Annotated in this window: 15 protein-coding genes; all 15 read right to left on the bottom strand. The window is 65.7% G+C overall.

What is annotated here, in order from left to right; genetic code table 11:
* Positions 1-7 precede the first annotated feature (7 nt).
* Entirely contained in the window at positions 8-289 is a 282-nt protein-coding gene (gene rpsS, locus ACFJGU_RS11970) for a 30S ribosomal protein S19 (RefSeq protein WP_022897962.1), read from the bottom strand.
* Positions 290-301: 12 nt separating this feature from the next.
* Entirely contained in the window at positions 302-1,141 is an 840-nt protein-coding gene (gene rplB / locus ACFJGU_RS11965) for a 50S ribosomal protein L2 (protein WP_382303755.1), read from the bottom strand.
* Positions 1,142-1,166: 25 nt separating this feature from the next.
* Entirely contained in the window at positions 1,167-1,472 is a 306-nt protein-coding gene (rplW, locus tag ACFJGU_RS11960) for a 50S ribosomal protein L23 (RefSeq protein ID WP_290806333.1), read from the bottom strand.
* On the bottom strand, positions 1,469-2,128 hold the full coding sequence (rplD, locus tag ACFJGU_RS11955; RefSeq protein WP_382303754.1) for a 50S ribosomal protein L4: 660 nt from the start codon (positions 2,126-2,128) through the stop codon (positions 1,469-1,471). The genes rplW and rplD overlap by 4 nt, the downstream gene beginning before the upstream one ends.
* Before the next feature lie 3 nt (positions 2,129-2,131).
* Entirely contained in the window at positions 2,132-2,788 is a 657-nt protein-coding gene (gene rplC / locus ACFJGU_RS11950; protein ID WP_092547986.1) for a 50S ribosomal protein L3, read from the bottom strand.
* Between the two features lie 24 nt (positions 2,789-2,812).
* A complete protein-coding gene (rpsJ, locus tag ACFJGU_RS11945) occupies positions 2,813-3,121 on the bottom strand; it encodes a 30S ribosomal protein S10 (RefSeq protein WP_092547990.1) in 309 nt (102 codons plus the stop codon).
* A gap of 262 nt (positions 3,122-3,383) precedes the next feature.
* Positions 3,384-4,154 (bottom strand): fructosamine kinase family protein, encoded by a 771-nt coding sequence (locus ACFJGU_RS11940; protein WP_382303753.1) that lies wholly within the window; start codon positions 4,152-4,154, stop codon positions 3,384-3,386.
* A gap of 235 nt (positions 4,155-4,389) precedes the next feature.
* Positions 4,390-5,358 carry a DNA topoisomerase IB gene (locus tag ACFJGU_RS11935; protein ID WP_382303752.1) on the bottom strand — a complete coding sequence of 323 codons (969 nt, stop codon included), beginning with the start codon at positions 5,356-5,358 and terminating at the stop codon, positions 4,390-4,392.
* Positions 5,359-5,373: 15 nt separating this feature from the next.
* Entirely contained in the window at positions 5,374-5,586 is a 213-nt protein-coding gene (locus tag ACFJGU_RS11930; protein WP_382303751.1) for an Rv0909 family putative TA system antitoxin, read from the bottom strand.
* A gap of 97 nt (positions 5,587-5,683) precedes the next feature.
* Positions 5,684-6,877, bottom strand: coding sequence for an elongation factor Tu (gene tuf, locus ACFJGU_RS11925; protein WP_092548001.1), 1,194 nt, complete (start codon positions 6,875-6,877; stop codon positions 5,684-5,686).
* 114 nt (positions 6,878-6,991) lie between these two features.
* The gene (fusA, locus tag ACFJGU_RS11920) at positions 6,992-9,106 is read right to left on the bottom strand and encodes an elongation factor G (protein WP_382303750.1); all 2,115 of its coding nucleotides are present in this window, start codon (positions 9,104-9,106) and stop codon (positions 6,992-6,994) included.
* 42 nt (positions 9,107-9,148) lie between these two features.
* Positions 9,149-9,619, bottom strand: coding sequence for a 30S ribosomal protein S7 (gene rpsG, locus ACFJGU_RS11915; RefSeq protein WP_092548007.1), 471 nt, complete (start codon positions 9,617-9,619; stop codon positions 9,149-9,151).
* The gene (gene rpsL, locus ACFJGU_RS11910; protein ID WP_056734914.1) at positions 9,619-9,993 is read right to left on the bottom strand and encodes a 30S ribosomal protein S12; all 375 of its coding nucleotides are present in this window, start codon (positions 9,991-9,993) and stop codon (positions 9,619-9,621) included. Before rpsL ends, rpsG begins: the two co-directional genes overlap by 1 nt.
* Positions 9,994-10,319: 326 nt before the next feature.
* Positions 10,320-11,396 carry a hypothetical protein gene (locus tag ACFJGU_RS11905; protein WP_382303749.1) on the bottom strand — a complete coding sequence of 359 codons (1,077 nt, stop codon included), beginning with the start codon at positions 11,394-11,396 and terminating at the stop codon, positions 10,320-10,322.
* 106 nt (positions 11,397-11,502) lie between these two features.
* Positions 11,503-15,381: a DNA-directed RNA polymerase subunit beta' gene (locus ACFJGU_RS11900; protein ID WP_092548014.1), complete on the bottom strand. Its 3,879-nt coding sequence runs from the start codon at positions 15,379-15,381 to the stop codon at positions 11,503-11,505.
* Positions 15,382-15,414: the final 33 nt, after the last annotated feature.

Raw genomic sequence — 15,414 nt, 5'->3', positions numbered from 1 at the left:
ACCGCGGTTAGCGGCGACGGCCCTTCTTGTCGTCCTTCACGTGTCCACGGAAGGTGCGGGTCGGGGCGAACTCGCCCAGCTTGTGACCCACCATGGTCTCGGTGATGAACACCGGGATGTGCTTGCGGCCGTCGTGCACGGCGATCGTGTGCCCGAGGAACGCGGGGATGATCATCGAGCGGCGCGACCAGGTCTTGATGACGTTCTTGGAGCCGGCTTCGTTCTGGGTGACGACCTTGCGGTACAGGTGGTCGTCAACGAAGGGGCCCTTCTTGAGACTGCGTGGCATCTTCTACAACTCCTACTTACGCTTCTTGCCGACGGTCCGACGACGAACGATGAGCTTGTCGCTTTCCTTGTTGGGGTGACGGGTGCGGCCTTCGGCCTGACCCCACGGGCTGACGGGGTGACGTCCACCGGACGTCTTGCCCTCACCACCACCGTGCGGGTGGTCGACCGGGTTCATCGCGACACCACGGACGGTCGGGCGGATGCCCTTCCAGCGGTTACGGCCGGCCTTGCCCCAGTTGATGTTCGACTGCTCGGCGTTGCCGACCTCGCCGATCGTGGCGCGGCAGCGCGCATCCACGTTGCGGATCTCGCCCGACGGCAGACGGAGCTGCGCGTAGGGGCCGTCCTTCGCGACGAGTCGAACCGACGCACCGGCGGAGCGGGCCATCTTGGCGCCACCGCCCGGCTTCAGCTCGATCGCGTGGATGACGGTACCGGTGGGGATGTTGCGCAGCGGCAGGTTGTTGCCGGGCTTGATGTCCGCGCCCGCACCCGACTCGACGACGTCGCCCTGAGCGAGCTTGTTCGGAGCGAGGATGTAGCGCTTCGTGCCGTCCACGTAGTGGAGCAGCGCGATGCGTGCGGTGCGGTTGGGGTCGTACTCGATGTGAGCGACCTTCGCGTTCACGCCGTCCTTGTCGTTGCGACGGAAGTCGATCACGCGGTACTGGCGCTTGTGGCCACCACCGATGTGACGCGTCGTGATGCGACCCTGGTTGTTGCGGCCGCCGGTCTTGGAGAGCGGGCGGAGCAGCGACTTCTCAGGAGTCGAACGGGTGATCTCTGCGAAGTCCGCGACGGACGAACCGCGGCGGCCCGGAGTCGTGGGCTTGTACTTACGAATAGCCATGTGTCTTTTCCTCTAGCTTCCGCGCCTAGCCGACGGCCGTGAAGATGTCGATGGAACCGGACTTGAGCGTCACGATCGCGCGCTTGGTGTCCTTGCGCTTGCCCTGACCGAACTTGGTGCGACGGGTCTTGCCCGTGCGGTTCAGGGTGTTGATCGACGCGACCTCGACACCGAAGATCTTCTCGATGGCGAGCTTGATCTCGGTCTTGTTCGAGCGGGGGTCGACCACGAAGGTGTACTTGCCCTGGTCGATCAGACCGTAGCTCTTCTCGGAGACGACCGGAGACAGGATGATGTCGCGCGGGTCCTTGTTGAACGCGGCGTTGCTCATGCGGAAACCTCTTCCTTCTTGGTCTTCGAGGCGACGAAGGTCTCGAAGGAACCCTTGGTGAAGACGATGTCGTCGGAGACGAGGACGTCGTAGGCGTTCAGCTGGTCTGCGGGCAGCACGTGAACGGTCGGGATGTTGCGGACGCTCTTGAGGCTCAGCTCGTCGGTGCGCTCCAGCACTATCAGCACGTGCTTGGACGACGCGACGGTGGCGAGGAACTCGTTCACGGCCTTGGTCGACGGGGTCTCACCCTGCGAGAGCGACTCGACCACGTGCACGCGGCCGCCGCGAGCGCGGTCGGACAGAGCGCCGAGCAGAGCCGCGGCGATCATCTTCTTGGGGGTGCGCTGCGCGTAGCTGCGGGGCACCGGTCCGTGGACGATGCCACCGCCGGTCATCTGAGGGGCGCGGATCGAGCCCTGACGAGCGCGACCGGTTCCCTTCTGCTTGAACGGCTTGCGGCCGGCACCGGAGACCTCACCACGACGCTTGGTCTTGTGGGTTCCCTGACGGGCGGCGGCGAGCTGAGCGACGACGACCTGGTGGATGAGCGGGATGTTGGTCTGCACGTCGAAGATCTCGGCGGGCAGCTCGACGGTTCCGGACTTCTTGCCGGAGACGTCGAGGACATCGAGCGTGTTAGTTGCGGCAGCCATGGACTACGCCCCCTTCACTGCGTTGCGAACGAAAACGAGACGGCCCTTGGCACCGGGAACGGCGCCCTTGACCAGCAGCAGGCCCTTCTCGGCGTCGACCGAGTGGATGACCAGGTTGAGCACGGTGACGCGCTCGCCACCCATGCGGCCGGCCATGCGCATGCCCTTGAAGACTCGGCTGGGCGTCGAGGACGCACCGATCGAGCCGGGCTTGCGGTGGTTGCGGTGCGAACCGTGCGACGACGAGACGCCCTTGAAGTTGTGACGCTTCATCACACCGGCGAAGCCCTTGCCCTTCGAGGTGCCCACGACGTCGACCTTCTGGCCGGCTTCGAAGACGCTGTCTGCGGTGAGCTCCTGGCCGATGGTGTAGTCGGCGGCATCCGCGGTGCGGATCTCCGTGATGTGACGGCGCGGGGTGACCCCGGCGGCGTCGAAGTGCCCGGTGGCGGGCTTGTTGACCTTGCGCGGGTCGATCTGACCGCCGGCGATCTGGACGGCCGAGTAGCCGTCCTTCTCGGGGGTGCGGATCTGAGTCACGACGTTCGGGGAGACCTCGACGACGGTGACGGGGATGAGACGGTTGTTCTCGTCCCACACCTGGGTCATGCCGAGCTTCTTGCCGAGCAGGCCTTTGGACGTCTTAGCGGTGGTAGCCATGAGTGTTTACTGGTTCCTTCCCGCTCAGAGCTTGATCTCGATGTTGACGTCGGCGGGGAGGTCGAGACGCATCAGCGAGTCGACGGCCTTCGGCGTCGGGTCGATGATGTCGATGAGGCGCTTGTGCGTGCGCATCTCGAAGTGCTCGCGGCTGTCCTTGTACTTGTGGGGCGAACGGATCACGGCGATCACGTTCTTCTCCGTCGGAAGCGGCACGGGGCCGACGACGGTTGCTCCTGCACGGGTGACCGTGTCGACGATCTTGCGCGCCGAGGTGTCGATGACCTCATGGTCATACGACTTCAGTCGAATGCGGATCTTCTGTCCCGCCATTTGCTGACTCTCTCTCTGTCTCGCGTCATACAGCCTCGACTGCATTGGACGCCCACTGTTGTGCTATCAAGCCGCGCACGCACACACTTCACCTAGGGGAAGGATGGGTTGCGATTAAGCTGTGTTCTGCTGTCTGCGGCCTAGTCTCGAGGACTATGCACTGCCAAGACAGTGATCCAGGCACACCCGTGGTGGCCCGAAATGTTGAACTAGACGAGTTTGCCACATCCGGGGCCCACTTGCAACCCGGGCGTGTCGCGCGTCAGGACGCGGATCCCGAACCGAGCTGCAGCACGGCGTGTGCCGCCCTCTCCAGCTCCGCACCGTAGGACGGACCGTGCCCCACGGCGTGCACCGCGAGGGGGAACAGCTGGTGCAGCGGCACCCGTGCATGCCAGCCGGGAGCGAGGGGAGCGGCCTGGTCGTAGGCGGTCAGGATGTCGTCGAGGAAGGGCACTCCGAAGAGCACGAGCATGGCCAGATCGGTCTCCCGGTGGCCGCCGTGCGCGGCCGGATCGATCAGCACCACGCCGGTCGGTGTCCAGAACACGTTGCCCGACCAGAGGTCGCCGTGCAGCCGGGCCGGGGGCTCCCCGTCGTCGAAGATGCCGGAGCGGATGAGTTCGCATGCCCGCACCACCGTCTGGAAACCGTCGGCCGAGAGATTCCCGCGCGCGACCGCCTGTTCCGCGTACGGGCGCACGCGCTCCTGAGGGTAGAACTCGCTCCAGCTCTCCCACTCCCCCACCGACATCTCCCGCCGGCCGATGAAGCAGGGTCCCGTCCAGCCCTCGGGTGGCGTACCGAACGCCGATGCACCCGACCGGTGCGTCAGCGCCAGCAGCTCCCCGAAGCGACGCGCGGCGTCGCGATTCGGGCGCGCACTGCGCAGCTCCTCGAGCTCGATGCCGTCGGCGCGCACCGCGTGCACCCTCACGCACGGCACTCCGCCGCTGGCGGCCAGCCAGGCGAGGCCCGCGGCCTCCGCCTCGAAGAAGCCCTCGGGAGCCGCCGGGTCGGACTTGGTGAACACGTCTCCACGCTATGCCCGACAGGTTTCGACGGCATGTCGAACCGAAGACGATTTCCCGGGAAGCCGTTCTTACGGGAGCGCCCGGAGCCCAGTCGTCTCAATCGCGCTGGTCACTCTCGGCCAAGCTCTGTTCGCAGCGTCTGGCGGCGAGCCTCCCGTAAGAACGATTGCCCCCATTCTGCGCCTTTGCCCCCAGAACACAACCCTTGACTTCAGGGCCGAAAAGTGGATCGGATCAGGTGTACAGCAACGCGCGGAGCTCGCTTTCCGCCGACGCCAAGCGCGTCGGGTCGATCGTCTCGCCTGCCGCGTAATGGTCGACGAGCCGTGGGTCGACATAGCTCTTCTTGGCGATGGCCGGCGTGTTGCCGAGCACGACGGATGCGTCGCGCATGGCCTGCGTGAGCGCTCGCGCCCGCGCGGTCTTCTTCTCCTCCGGCCCGTGGCGGGAGAGGCTCACGGCCGCTGCGAGCGTGCCGTGCAGGGTGCGGAAGTCCTTTGCCGTGAACTCACCGCCGGTGCGCTCCTTCACGTAGGCGTTGATCTCCTCCGGCACGACCGGATGCCAGGTGCGACCCGACTTCCAGGCGAGCAGCCGCGCCTGGGGTCCGCGACGCTTGAGGCTCCGCACGACGGAGGCGAGATCGGCATCGAGGATCTCCGACTCCCACTCCTCACCACTCTTGGCGGGGAACTCCAGCTTGACGACGTCACCCGACACCGTCGCATGCTCGCAGAGCAGGCTGGTGAGGCCGTAGCTGCCGTGCTGCTGGGCGTAGCGCTCGTTCCCGACGCGCAAGGAGCCTGTGTCGAGCATCCGGAAGCCGGCCGCCAGGGCACGCTCCTGCGGGTACCCCTCCTTGCGCAGGTCGAGGGTCACCAGACGGCGCGCCGCCGGGAGCGACTCGGCCAGGGCCAGGGCTCGGTCGTACTTGATGCGGTCCTTCTGCTCCCGCCAGGTGGGGTGGTAGATGTACTGCCGACGACCGGCGGCATCGACTCCGGTGGCCTGGATGTGCCCGTTCGGATAGGGAGCGATCCAGACATCCGTCCACGCCGGCGGGATGGCGAGGTGCTCGAAACGGGCGCGGAGCTCGGGGTCGGTGATGGTGTTGCCGTCGTCGTCACGGTAGGTGAAGCCTTTACCGGCGCGGACACGGCGGATGCCCCGTCCCGAGGAATCAGATCGACGGAGGCGGGGCATCCCATTAGTAAATACCTATTCGGTGCCGACCGCTTTGTCAGCAGCGGCGCGAGCGCCCTCGACCTGCTCGCCGAATTTGCCGCCGGTGACCTTGTTCACCGTGTCGGCCACTCCGTCGAGCACCTTGTCGCTGATGTCTTCTGCCTGCTCGCTTTTCAGAGCCCCCTTGACCTTGTCGTCGTTGAGGAACTCCTGAGCCTTCTTCGTGATGTCGTCGAATCCTGCCATGGGGCCATCCTGTCGCCTTTACGGGCAAAGCAAAAGGTCCCGGGCACAGCAAAGGGCCGCGCCCGAAGGCGCGACCCTTTGCGTGTGGTGCTGAGTGCTACTTGTTGATCTTGGTGACGGTACCGGCACCGACGGTACGGCCACCCTCACGGATCGCGAAGCCGAGACCCTCTTCCATCGCGATCGGCTGGATCAGCGCGACCGAGATGTCGGTGGTGTCGCCGGGCATGACCATCTCGGTGCCCTCAGGCAGCGTGATGACGCCGGTGACGTCAGTGGTGCGGAAGTAGAACTGCGGGCGGTAGTTCGTGTAGAAGGGGTTGTGACGCCCACCCTCGTCCTTCGACAGGATGTACGCGGTGCCCTCGAAGTCGGTGTGCGGCGTGACCGAACCCGGCTTCACGACGACCTGACCGCGCTCGACGTCCTCGCGCTTGGTGCCGCGGAGGAGCAGACCACAGTTCTCGCCGGCCCAGGCCTCGTCGAGCTGCTTGTGGAACATCTCGATACCGGTGACCGTGGTCTTCTGCGTCGGGCGGATGCCGACGATCTCGACCTCGGAGTTGATGGCGAGGGTTCCACGCTCGGCGCGGCCGGTGACGACGGTTCCACGACCGGTGATCGTGAAGACGTCCTCGATCGGCATGAGGAACGGCTTGTCCTTGTCGCGGATCGGGTCGGGGATCGACTCGTCGACGGCGTCCATGAGGTCGAGGATGGACTGGGTCCACTTCTCGTCACCCTCGAGGGCCTTGAGGCCGGAGACGCGAACGACGGGGGCGTTGTCGCCGTCGAAGTTCTGGCTCGCGAGCAGCTCGCGGACCTCGAGCTCGACGAGCTCCAGGATCTCCTCGTCGTCGACCATGTCGGCCTTGTTCAGCGCGACGAGCAGGTAGGGGACGCCGACCTGCTTGGCGAGCAGAACGTGCTCACGGGTCTGAGCCATCGGGCCGTCGGTGGCGGCGACCACGAGGATCGCGCCGTCCATCTGAGCAGCACCGGTGATCATGTTCTTGATGTAGTCAGCGTGACCAGGGGCGTCGACGTGAGCGTAGTGACGCTTGGGCGTCTCGTACTCGACGTGCGAGATGTTGATCGTGATGCCGCGCTGGCGCTCCTCAGGAGCGGAGTCGATCGACGCGAAGTCGCGCTGAACGTTGGTCGCCGACGGGAACTTGTCCGCCAGAACCTTCGAGATGGCCGCGGTAAGAGTGGTCTTACCGTGGTCAACGTGACCGATCGTTCCGATGTTGACGTGCGGCTTGGTCCGCTCGAACTTGGCCTTAGCCACTAGGTCCTCCTCAGGACTCTCATGCCGGAGTCACGGGTGCTGGATTGCATCCGGAATCAGGCGGGGGTTTGTTGATATTTTACGCGAACCTACGAGGCCCGCAGAACTCGGGTGCTACTCGCCCTTGTTCTTCTGGATGATCTCGTCGGCCACAGCCTTCGGGACCTCGGCGTAGCTTTCGAAGGCCATCGAGTACACCGCGCGGCCCGAGGTCTTCGACCTCAGGTCACCGATGTAGCCGAACATCTCCGACAGCGGGACGTGTGCACGGACGACCTTGACGCCCTGGGCGTCTTCCATCGACTGGATCTGCCCACGACGGGAGTTCAGGTCGCCGATGACGTCGCCCATGTACTCCTCGGGGGTGCGCACCTCGACGGCCATCAGCGGCTCGAGGAGAACGGGGTTGGCCTTGCGGGCCGCTTCCTTGAACGCCATCGATCCGGCGATCTTGAACGCCATCTCCGAGGAGTCGACATCGTGCGAAGCGCCGTCGAGCAGCGTCGCCTTGACGCCGACCATCGGGTAGCCCGCGAGAACGCCGACCTGCAGCGCATCCTGGATTCCGGCGTCGACCGAGGGGATGTACTCGCGCGGAACGCGGCCACCCGTGACCTTGTTCTCGAACTCGTACGTCTTGTCGGCCGTGACCTCGAGGGGCGCGATCGCGATCTGGATCTTCGCGAACTGGCCGGAGCCACCGGTCTGCTTCTTGTGGGTGTAGTCGTGACGCTCGACGGTCTTGCGGATCGTCTCGCGGTAAGCCACCTGGGGCTTGCCGACGTTGGCCTCGACGTTGAACTCGCGCTTCATGCGGTCGACCAGGATGTCGAGGTGGAGCTCGCCCATTCCCTTGATGACCGTCTGACCGGTCTCCTGGTTCTGCTCCGTGCGGAAGGTCGGGTCCTCCTCAGCGAGCTTCTGGATGGCGACACCCAGCTTCTCCTGGTCGGCCTTCGTCTTCGGCTCGATCGCGACCTCGATGACCGGCTCCGGGAACGTCATCGACTCGAGGACGACCTGGTTCGACGGGTCGGACAGGGTGTCACCGGTGGTGGTGTCCTTCAGGCCGATGACCGCGTAGATGTGGCCGGCGGTGACCGAGTCGACCGGGTTCTCCTTGTTGGAGTGCATCTGGAAGATCTTGCCGATGCGCTCCTTCTTGCCCTTGGTCGAGTTCATGACCTGGCCGCCGGAGTCGAGGTGACCCGAGTACACGCGGATGTAGGTCAGACGACCGAAGAACGGGTGCACGGCGACCTTGAAGGCCAGAGCCGCGAACGGGTCCTTGGGGTCGGGGTGACGCTCCACGACGACCTCTTCGTCGCGGATGTCGTGACCCTCGGTCGCCGGCACGTCGAGCGGGCTCGGCAGGTAGTCGACGACGGCATCCAGCATCGGCTGCACACCGCGGTTCTTGAACGCGGAACCGCAGAGCACGGGGTAGATCTCGCTGTTGACGGTGAGCTTGCGGATGGCGCCCTTGATCTCGGCGACCGTGAGCTCCTCGCCGCCGAAGAACTTCTCGAGCAGCGCATCGTCGGTCTCGGCGACGGTCTCCAGGAGCACCTGACGGTACTCGTCGGCCTTCTCCTTGAGGTCGGCCGGGATCTCCTCGATCTCGTACTTCGCGCCCATCTGGACGTCACCCTTGGAGTCGCCACGCCAGGTCAGCGCGCGCATCTCGACCAGGTCGACGACACCCTCGAAGCTCGACTCAGCACCGATGGGGAGCTGGATCACGAGGGGCTTGGCGCCCAAGCGGTTGATGATCGTGTCGACCGTGAAGTAGAAGTCGGCACCGAGCTTGTCCATCTTGTTGACGAAGCAGATGCGCGGCACGTTGTACTTGTCGGCCTGACGCCACACCGTCTCGGACTGGGGCTCCACGCCCTCCTTGCCGTCGAACACGGCGACCGCGCCGTCGAGCACGCGGAGCGAACGCTCCACCTCGACGGTGAAGTCGACGTGACCGGGGGTGTCGATGATGTTGATCTGGTTCTTGTTCCAGAAACACGTCGTCGCAGCAGAGGTGATCGTGATGCCACGCTCCTGCTCCTGCGCCATCCAGTCCATCGTGGCGGCGCCGTCGTGCACCTCACCGATCTTGTGGGTGATGCCCGTGTAGAACAGGATGCGCTCGGTGGTGGTGGTCTTGCCGGCATCGATGTGCGCCATGATGCCGATGTTGCGGACCTTGTTCAGGTCGGTGAGCACGTCCTGTGCCACGGATATCCTCCGAAAAGTAAAAGCGGGAAAGAGGGCGAGCGACTACCAGCGGTAGTGGGCGAATGCCTTGTTCGACTCGGCCATCTTGTGGGTGTCTTCGCGACGCTTGACAGCGGCGCCCAGACCGTTGGATGCGTCGAGGATCTCGTTGGTGAGACGCTCGGTCATCGTCTTCTCGCGGCGGGCCTTCGCGTAGGAGGTGAGCCAGCGCAGTGCGAGGGTGTTGGCGCGGTGAGGCTTGACCTCGATCGGCACCTGGTAGGTCGAGCCACCGACGCGGCGGCTGCGGACCTCGAGAGTCGGGCGCACGTTGTCGAGCGCCTTCTTCAGAGTGACGACCGCGTCCTGGCCGTTCTTCGAGGCGACGCCTTCGAGGGCTTCGTACACGATGCGCTCCGCGGTGGCCTTCTTGCCGTCGAGGAGGATCTTGTTGACCAGCTGGCTGACGACCGGAGCACCGTAGACCGGGTCGGCGACAACGGGACGCTTCGGGGCGGGACCCTTGCGAGGCATTACTTCTTCTCCATCTTCGCGCCGTAACGGCTGCGAGCCTGCTTGCGGTTCTTCACGGCCTGCGTGTCGAGCGCGCCGCGGATGATCTTGTAGCGAACACCGGGGAGGTCCTTCACACGACCGCCGCGGACGAGCACCATCGAGTGCTCCTGCAGGTTGTGGCCCTCACCGGGGATGTAAGCGGTGACCTCGGTGCCGTTCGACAGCTTGACGCGGGCGACCTTGCGAAGCGCGGAGTTCGGCTTCTTGGGGGTGGTGGTGTACACACGGGTGCACACGCCGCGCTGCTGGGGGTTGGCCTTGAGGGCGGGCGCCTTGGTCTTGGTGACCTTCGGGGTGCGACCCTTTCGGACCAACTGCTGAATGGTTGGCACTACTTACTCCTTGTATTCGTACTGCTCGGTGTCAGTTTGCACAGTGTCTGTCGGGCACGGACATCCGCTACCCGTTCGTTCACGCCCCGCACGCGCCGTTGCTGGCGTGTCGAGTTCGCTTGGATCCACCGGCGGTACAAAATGGCTCTGGTATCGCTGGCTGGAAGAGCAGTGGAGACTTTTCGGTCTGACTTCGCTCGAAAATCTGGGCATGCAAGTATGCACACACCCGGAAAATAATAGCCTCTCAACCCTTGCGGGTCAAATACCGCCCCAGCAGTCGTTCATTCAGGCACGGGGCGATCGGCAACGCGGACTCAGCGATGCTACCAGGTCGTGCTGGTGGTCGGGCCCTCGCCGTAGGCGGCGGAGGGCGCGCTGCCGTACGCGGCTGTGGCCGCGGCGCTCGCCTCGGCCTGATTGCGGTCGAATTCCTCGCGAGCGGCGAGGTTGCGCGCCTTGATCCGGCGGCCGCGGAGCGCGATCCAGGCACCGGTCCAGATCGAGGCTTCGCGGGCGACGATGGCGCCGGCGAGGGTGAGCGGATCCATGGTGAGCGACCGCACGAAGTCGTACTGCTCCTGCGGCTGCAGGTTCCAGGCCTGGACGTGGATGAGAGCGCCCGCGATACCCCCGAAGTACACCAGCACGGCCACCAGGAAGCCGCCGAGCACGTATGCCCACCAGCCTGCCCGGTTGACGATCAGCACGAGCAGGATGAGCGAGATCGCGAAGACGACGACCGGCACGATGAAGGCGGCGCTGAGCAGGAACGAGGTGAACGCCGCGACGTAGGCATCGGGGCGCACGTTCACCGAGATGATGACGAAGGCGACGGCGGCGTAGACCACGGCGAACGCGACGGTTCCGACGAGTGCGATCAGCGAGCCGCCACCGCGGTTGCCGCGAGGCGTGGGAGGCACGGGTGCCATGATCGGTTGCGGCACGGGCTGGTAGGGCGGCGGGTAGGCGGCGCCGGCCATCGCCGCAGCGGCCGGGGGTGCGGGCGCGAAGGCGGCCGCCGGGTAGGGCGTGCGGGTCTGCTCCGTCTCGGTGAGGTGCGGCGTGGGCTCGGACGACGTCACGGCGGGCCCACCGGCCGGCTGACGCTCGTAGGCGGCCGTGGCCTGGTGAGCGACCGGGGCGTGGTCGGAGACGACGTACGGGCCCCCCAGGGGCTCGCGGGTGGTGGGTTCGACGGTCTCCACGACGTCGACGACCTCGACCCGCTCCGTGACCTCGGCGGGCTCCACCGGCGCGTCCGTCGCCGTCTCGTCGGCCGCGGGGGCCTCCCACGCCGGCAGATCGGGCAGCGGAGGCGTGGCGGGCGTCGCCGTGGCCTCGCCCTCGGCATCCTGCTTCGGGAATTCCGGCTGTTCACCCTGACGATCGTCCGTGCTCATGCCGTCACGCTACCAACGGAAAGCCTCCACGGCCGGGACGCGCGCCGAGTCACGGCAAAGGGCCCCTCACCCTGCGGTGAGAGGCCCTTCGACGGGGGGACAACCTTTAGTTGTAGGTTCCCGGGGTGTAGTCGTCGCTCGAGAAGCTGTCGAAGTCGACGAACGAGAGGTCCGCCTCCGAGAACACCGAGTCATCCGTGAAGATGCGGTTCGGGTAGCGCTCGGCCTTGGCCTCTTCGGTCGCCTCGACGGTGACGTTGCGGTACTTCTGGAGACCGGTTCCGGCCGGGATCAGCTTTCCGATGATCACGTTCTCCTTCAGGCCCACCAGCGGGTCGGACTTGCCCTCCATGGCGGCCTGCGTGAGAACACGCGTGGTCTCCTGGAACGACGCGGCCGACAGCCACGACTCGGTCGCGAGGGACGCCTTGGTGATACCCATGACCTCCTGGCGAGCCGAAGCGGGCTTCTTGCCCTCGGCGAGAGCGGCGCGGTTCACCTCGGTGTAGCGCGACCGGTCGACGAGCTCACCCGGCAGCAGGTCGGTGTCGCCGTGCTCGACGACGGTGACCTTACGCAGCATCTGGCGCACGATGACCTCGATGTGCTTGTCGTGGATCGGCACACCCTGCGACCGGTAGACGCCCTGCACACCGCCCACGAGGTGCTTCTGCACCTCGCGCACACCCTTGACGCGAAGGACTTCCTTCGGGTCGACGGCGCCGACGATGATCTGCTGACCGAGCTCGACGTGCTGCCCGTCCTCGACGAGGAGGGTGGCACGCTTCAGCACCGGGTAGGCGATCGGCTCGTCACCGTTGTCGGGCGTGAGGATGACCTTGCGGCTGCGCTCCGTGTCCTCGATGATGACGCGACCGGCGGCCTCGACGATGGGCGACGCACCCTTGGGGGTACGGGCCTCGAAGAGCTCCTGCACGCGGGGCAGACCCTGCGTGATGTCGTCGGCCGAAGCCGATCCACCGGTGTGGAAGGTACGCATGGTGAGCTGGGTGCCGGGCTCGCCGATCGACTGGGCCGCGATGATGCCGACGGCCTCTCCGATGTCGACGAGGTTTCCGGTGGCCAGCGACCGGCCGTAGCAGGTCGCGCAGACACCGACGGCCGACTCGCAGGTCAGCACGGAGCGCACCTTGATGTTGCGCACGCCCGCGGCGACCAGCTTGTCGATCAGCACGTCTCCGACGTCCGATCCGGCCTCGGCCACGACCTCGCCCTTCTCGTTCACCGCGTCAGCGGCGAGCGAGCGAGCGTAGACCGAGTTCTCGACGTTGGCGTCGCGGACCCAGACACCGGGAGCCTCTTCGATGGCGATCGGGAGGTCGAGACCCCTCGAGGTGCCACAGTCGGGCTCGCGGATGATGACGTCCTGCGACACGTCGACGAGACGACGCGTGAGGTAGCCCGAGTCGGCCGTACGGAGGGCCGTGTCGGCCAGACCCTTACGGGCACCGTGCGTCGCGATGAAGTACTCCGCCACCGACAATCCCTCGCGGTACGAGGAGATGATCGGGCGAGGGATGATCTCACCCTTCGGGTTGTTCACGAGTCCACGCATACCGGCGATGTTGCGGATCTGCAGCCAGTTACCACGAGCACCGGAGGACACCATGCGGTTGATGGTGTTGTCCTTCGGGAAGTTGTCGCGCATGGCCTGCGCGACCTCTTCGGTGGCCTTGGTCCAGATCTGGATGAGCTCCTGGCGACGCTCGAGGTCGGTCGTGAGACCCTTCTCGAACTGGCCCTGCACCTTGGCGGCCTGCTTCTCGTAGCCCGCCACGATCTCCCGCTTGTTCGGCGGAGTGAGGATGTCGGACAGCGCCACCGTGACACCCGAGCGGGTGGCCCAGTAGAAACCGGCGTCCTTGATGCGGTCCAGCGACGCGGCGACCTCCACCTTGGGGTAGCGCTCGGCGAGATCGTTGACGATCCCGGAGAGCATCCCCTTGTCGGCGACGGCCCGGGTGAGCGGGTAGTCGGCCGGGAGGGCCTCGTTGAAGAGGGCGCGACCGAGCGAGATGTCGACCAGGACGGGTCCGTCGACGTAGCCCTCGGGGCGCTCTTCCTCGTGGAAGTGCACGTCGTTCAGGCGGATGCGGACGTTCGCGTTGAGGTCGAGTGTCTTCTGGTCGAACGCGAGGATCGCCTCGGCGATCGACGAGAACGCACGGCCTTCTCCGACGGCGCCTTCCTTGATCGTGGTCAGGTGGTGCAGACCGATGATCATGTCCTGGGTCGGCAGGGTGACCGGGCGGCCATCCGACGGCTTCAGGATGTTGTTCGACGCGAGCATCAGGATGCGGGCCTCGGCCTGGGCCTCGACCGACAGCGGCAGGTGGACGGCCATCTGGTCACCGTCGAAGTCCGCGTTGAACGCGGCACACACGAGCGGGTGCAGCTGGATCGCCTTGCCCTCCACGAGCTGAGGCTCGAAGGCCTGGATGCCGAGACGGTGCAGCGTGGGTGCGCGGTTCAGCAGCACGGGGCGCTCGCGGATGATCTCCTCGAGCACGTCCCACACCTGCGGACGGCTGCGCTCCACCATGCGCTTCGCGGCCTTGATGTTCTGAGCGTGGCTCAGGTCGATCAGGCGCTTGATCACGAACGGCTTGAACAGCTCCAGAGCCATCTGCTTGGGCAGACCGCACTGGTGCAGCTTCAGCTGCGGACCGACGATGATGACCGAACGACCCGAGTAGTCGACGCGCTTTCCCAGCAGGTTCTGGCGGAAACGACCCTGCTTTCCCTTGAGCATGTCGCTCAGGGACTTCAGGGCGCGGTTGCCGGTACCGGTGACGGGACGACCACGACGGCCGTTGTCGAACAGGGCGTCGACGGCCTCCTGCAGCATCCGCTTCTCGTTGTTGACGATGATCTCGGGAGCCCCGAGGTCGAGCAGACGACGCAGACGGTTGTTGCGGTTGATCACCCGACGGTAGAGGTCGTTCAGGTCGGAGGTCGCGAAGCGGCCACCGTCGAGCTGCACCATCGGGCGCAGCTCCGGCGGGATGACCGGCACCACGTCGAGCACCATGGCGGCCGGCGAGTTGCCGGTGGCCAGGAAGGAGCTCACGACGCGGAGGCGCTTGATGGCGCGGATCTTCTTCTGACCCTTGCCCTCCGAGATCTGCAGACGCAGGTTCTCGCCCTCGGTGACGAGGTCGAACGCCTCGAGGCGCTTCTTGATGGCCTCGGCGCCCATGTAGGCCTCGAAGTACATCCCGTAGCGGTCCTGGAGCTCGTGGAAGATCGCGTCTTCCGGCTTGAGCTCACCCACCTTGAGGTTGCGGAAGTCCTCCCACACGCGCTCGAGCTGGGAGATCTGGTCGTCGTAGGCCTTGCGGGCCTGGGCCATCTCCTTCTCGGCGCCATCCTTCGTGCGGCGCTTCTGGTCGGCCTTGGCGCCCTCGTTCTCGAGCTCGGCGAGGTCGGTCTCGAGGCGTGCCAGACGGTCCGCGATGCGGGCGTCACGCTGGTCGGACAGGGTCTTGATCTCGAGCCGCAGCTCGTTCTCGAGGCCCGGCATGTCGGCGTGGCGGCCGTCTTCGTCGACCGAGATGATCATGTACGCGGCGAAGTAGATGACCTTCTCGAGGTCCTTCGGCGCCATGTCGAGCAGGTAACCCAAGCGCGAGGGGACGCCCTTGAAGTACCAGATGTGGGTGACCGGAGCGGCGAGCTCGATGTGGCCCATGCGCTCACGACGGACGGAGCTCTTGGTGACCTCCACGCCGCAGCGCTCACAGACGATGCCCTTGAAGCGCACTCGCTTGTACTTGCCGCAGGAACACTCCCAGTCACGGCTCGGCCCGAAGATCTGCTCTCCGAAGAGGCCGTCCTTCTCGGGCTTCAGCGTGCGGTAGTTGATGGTCTCGGGCTTCTTGACCTCACCGTGCGACCACTTGCGGATGTCGTCGGCCGTTGCGAGGCCGATCCGCAGCTCATCAAAAGTTGTTACGTCGAGCAATTTTCCTTCTCTCCTGGAAAAAGTCTTCTAGTG

It is taken from the genome of Herbiconiux sp. UC225_62 (assembly GCF_042694625.1).
Lineage (GTDB): Bacteria > Actinomycetota > Actinomycetes > Actinomycetales > Microbacteriaceae > Herbiconiux.
The sequence above is the reverse complement of the archived record's forward strand: the minus strand, read 5'-3'. Positions and strand labels throughout refer to the sequence as shown.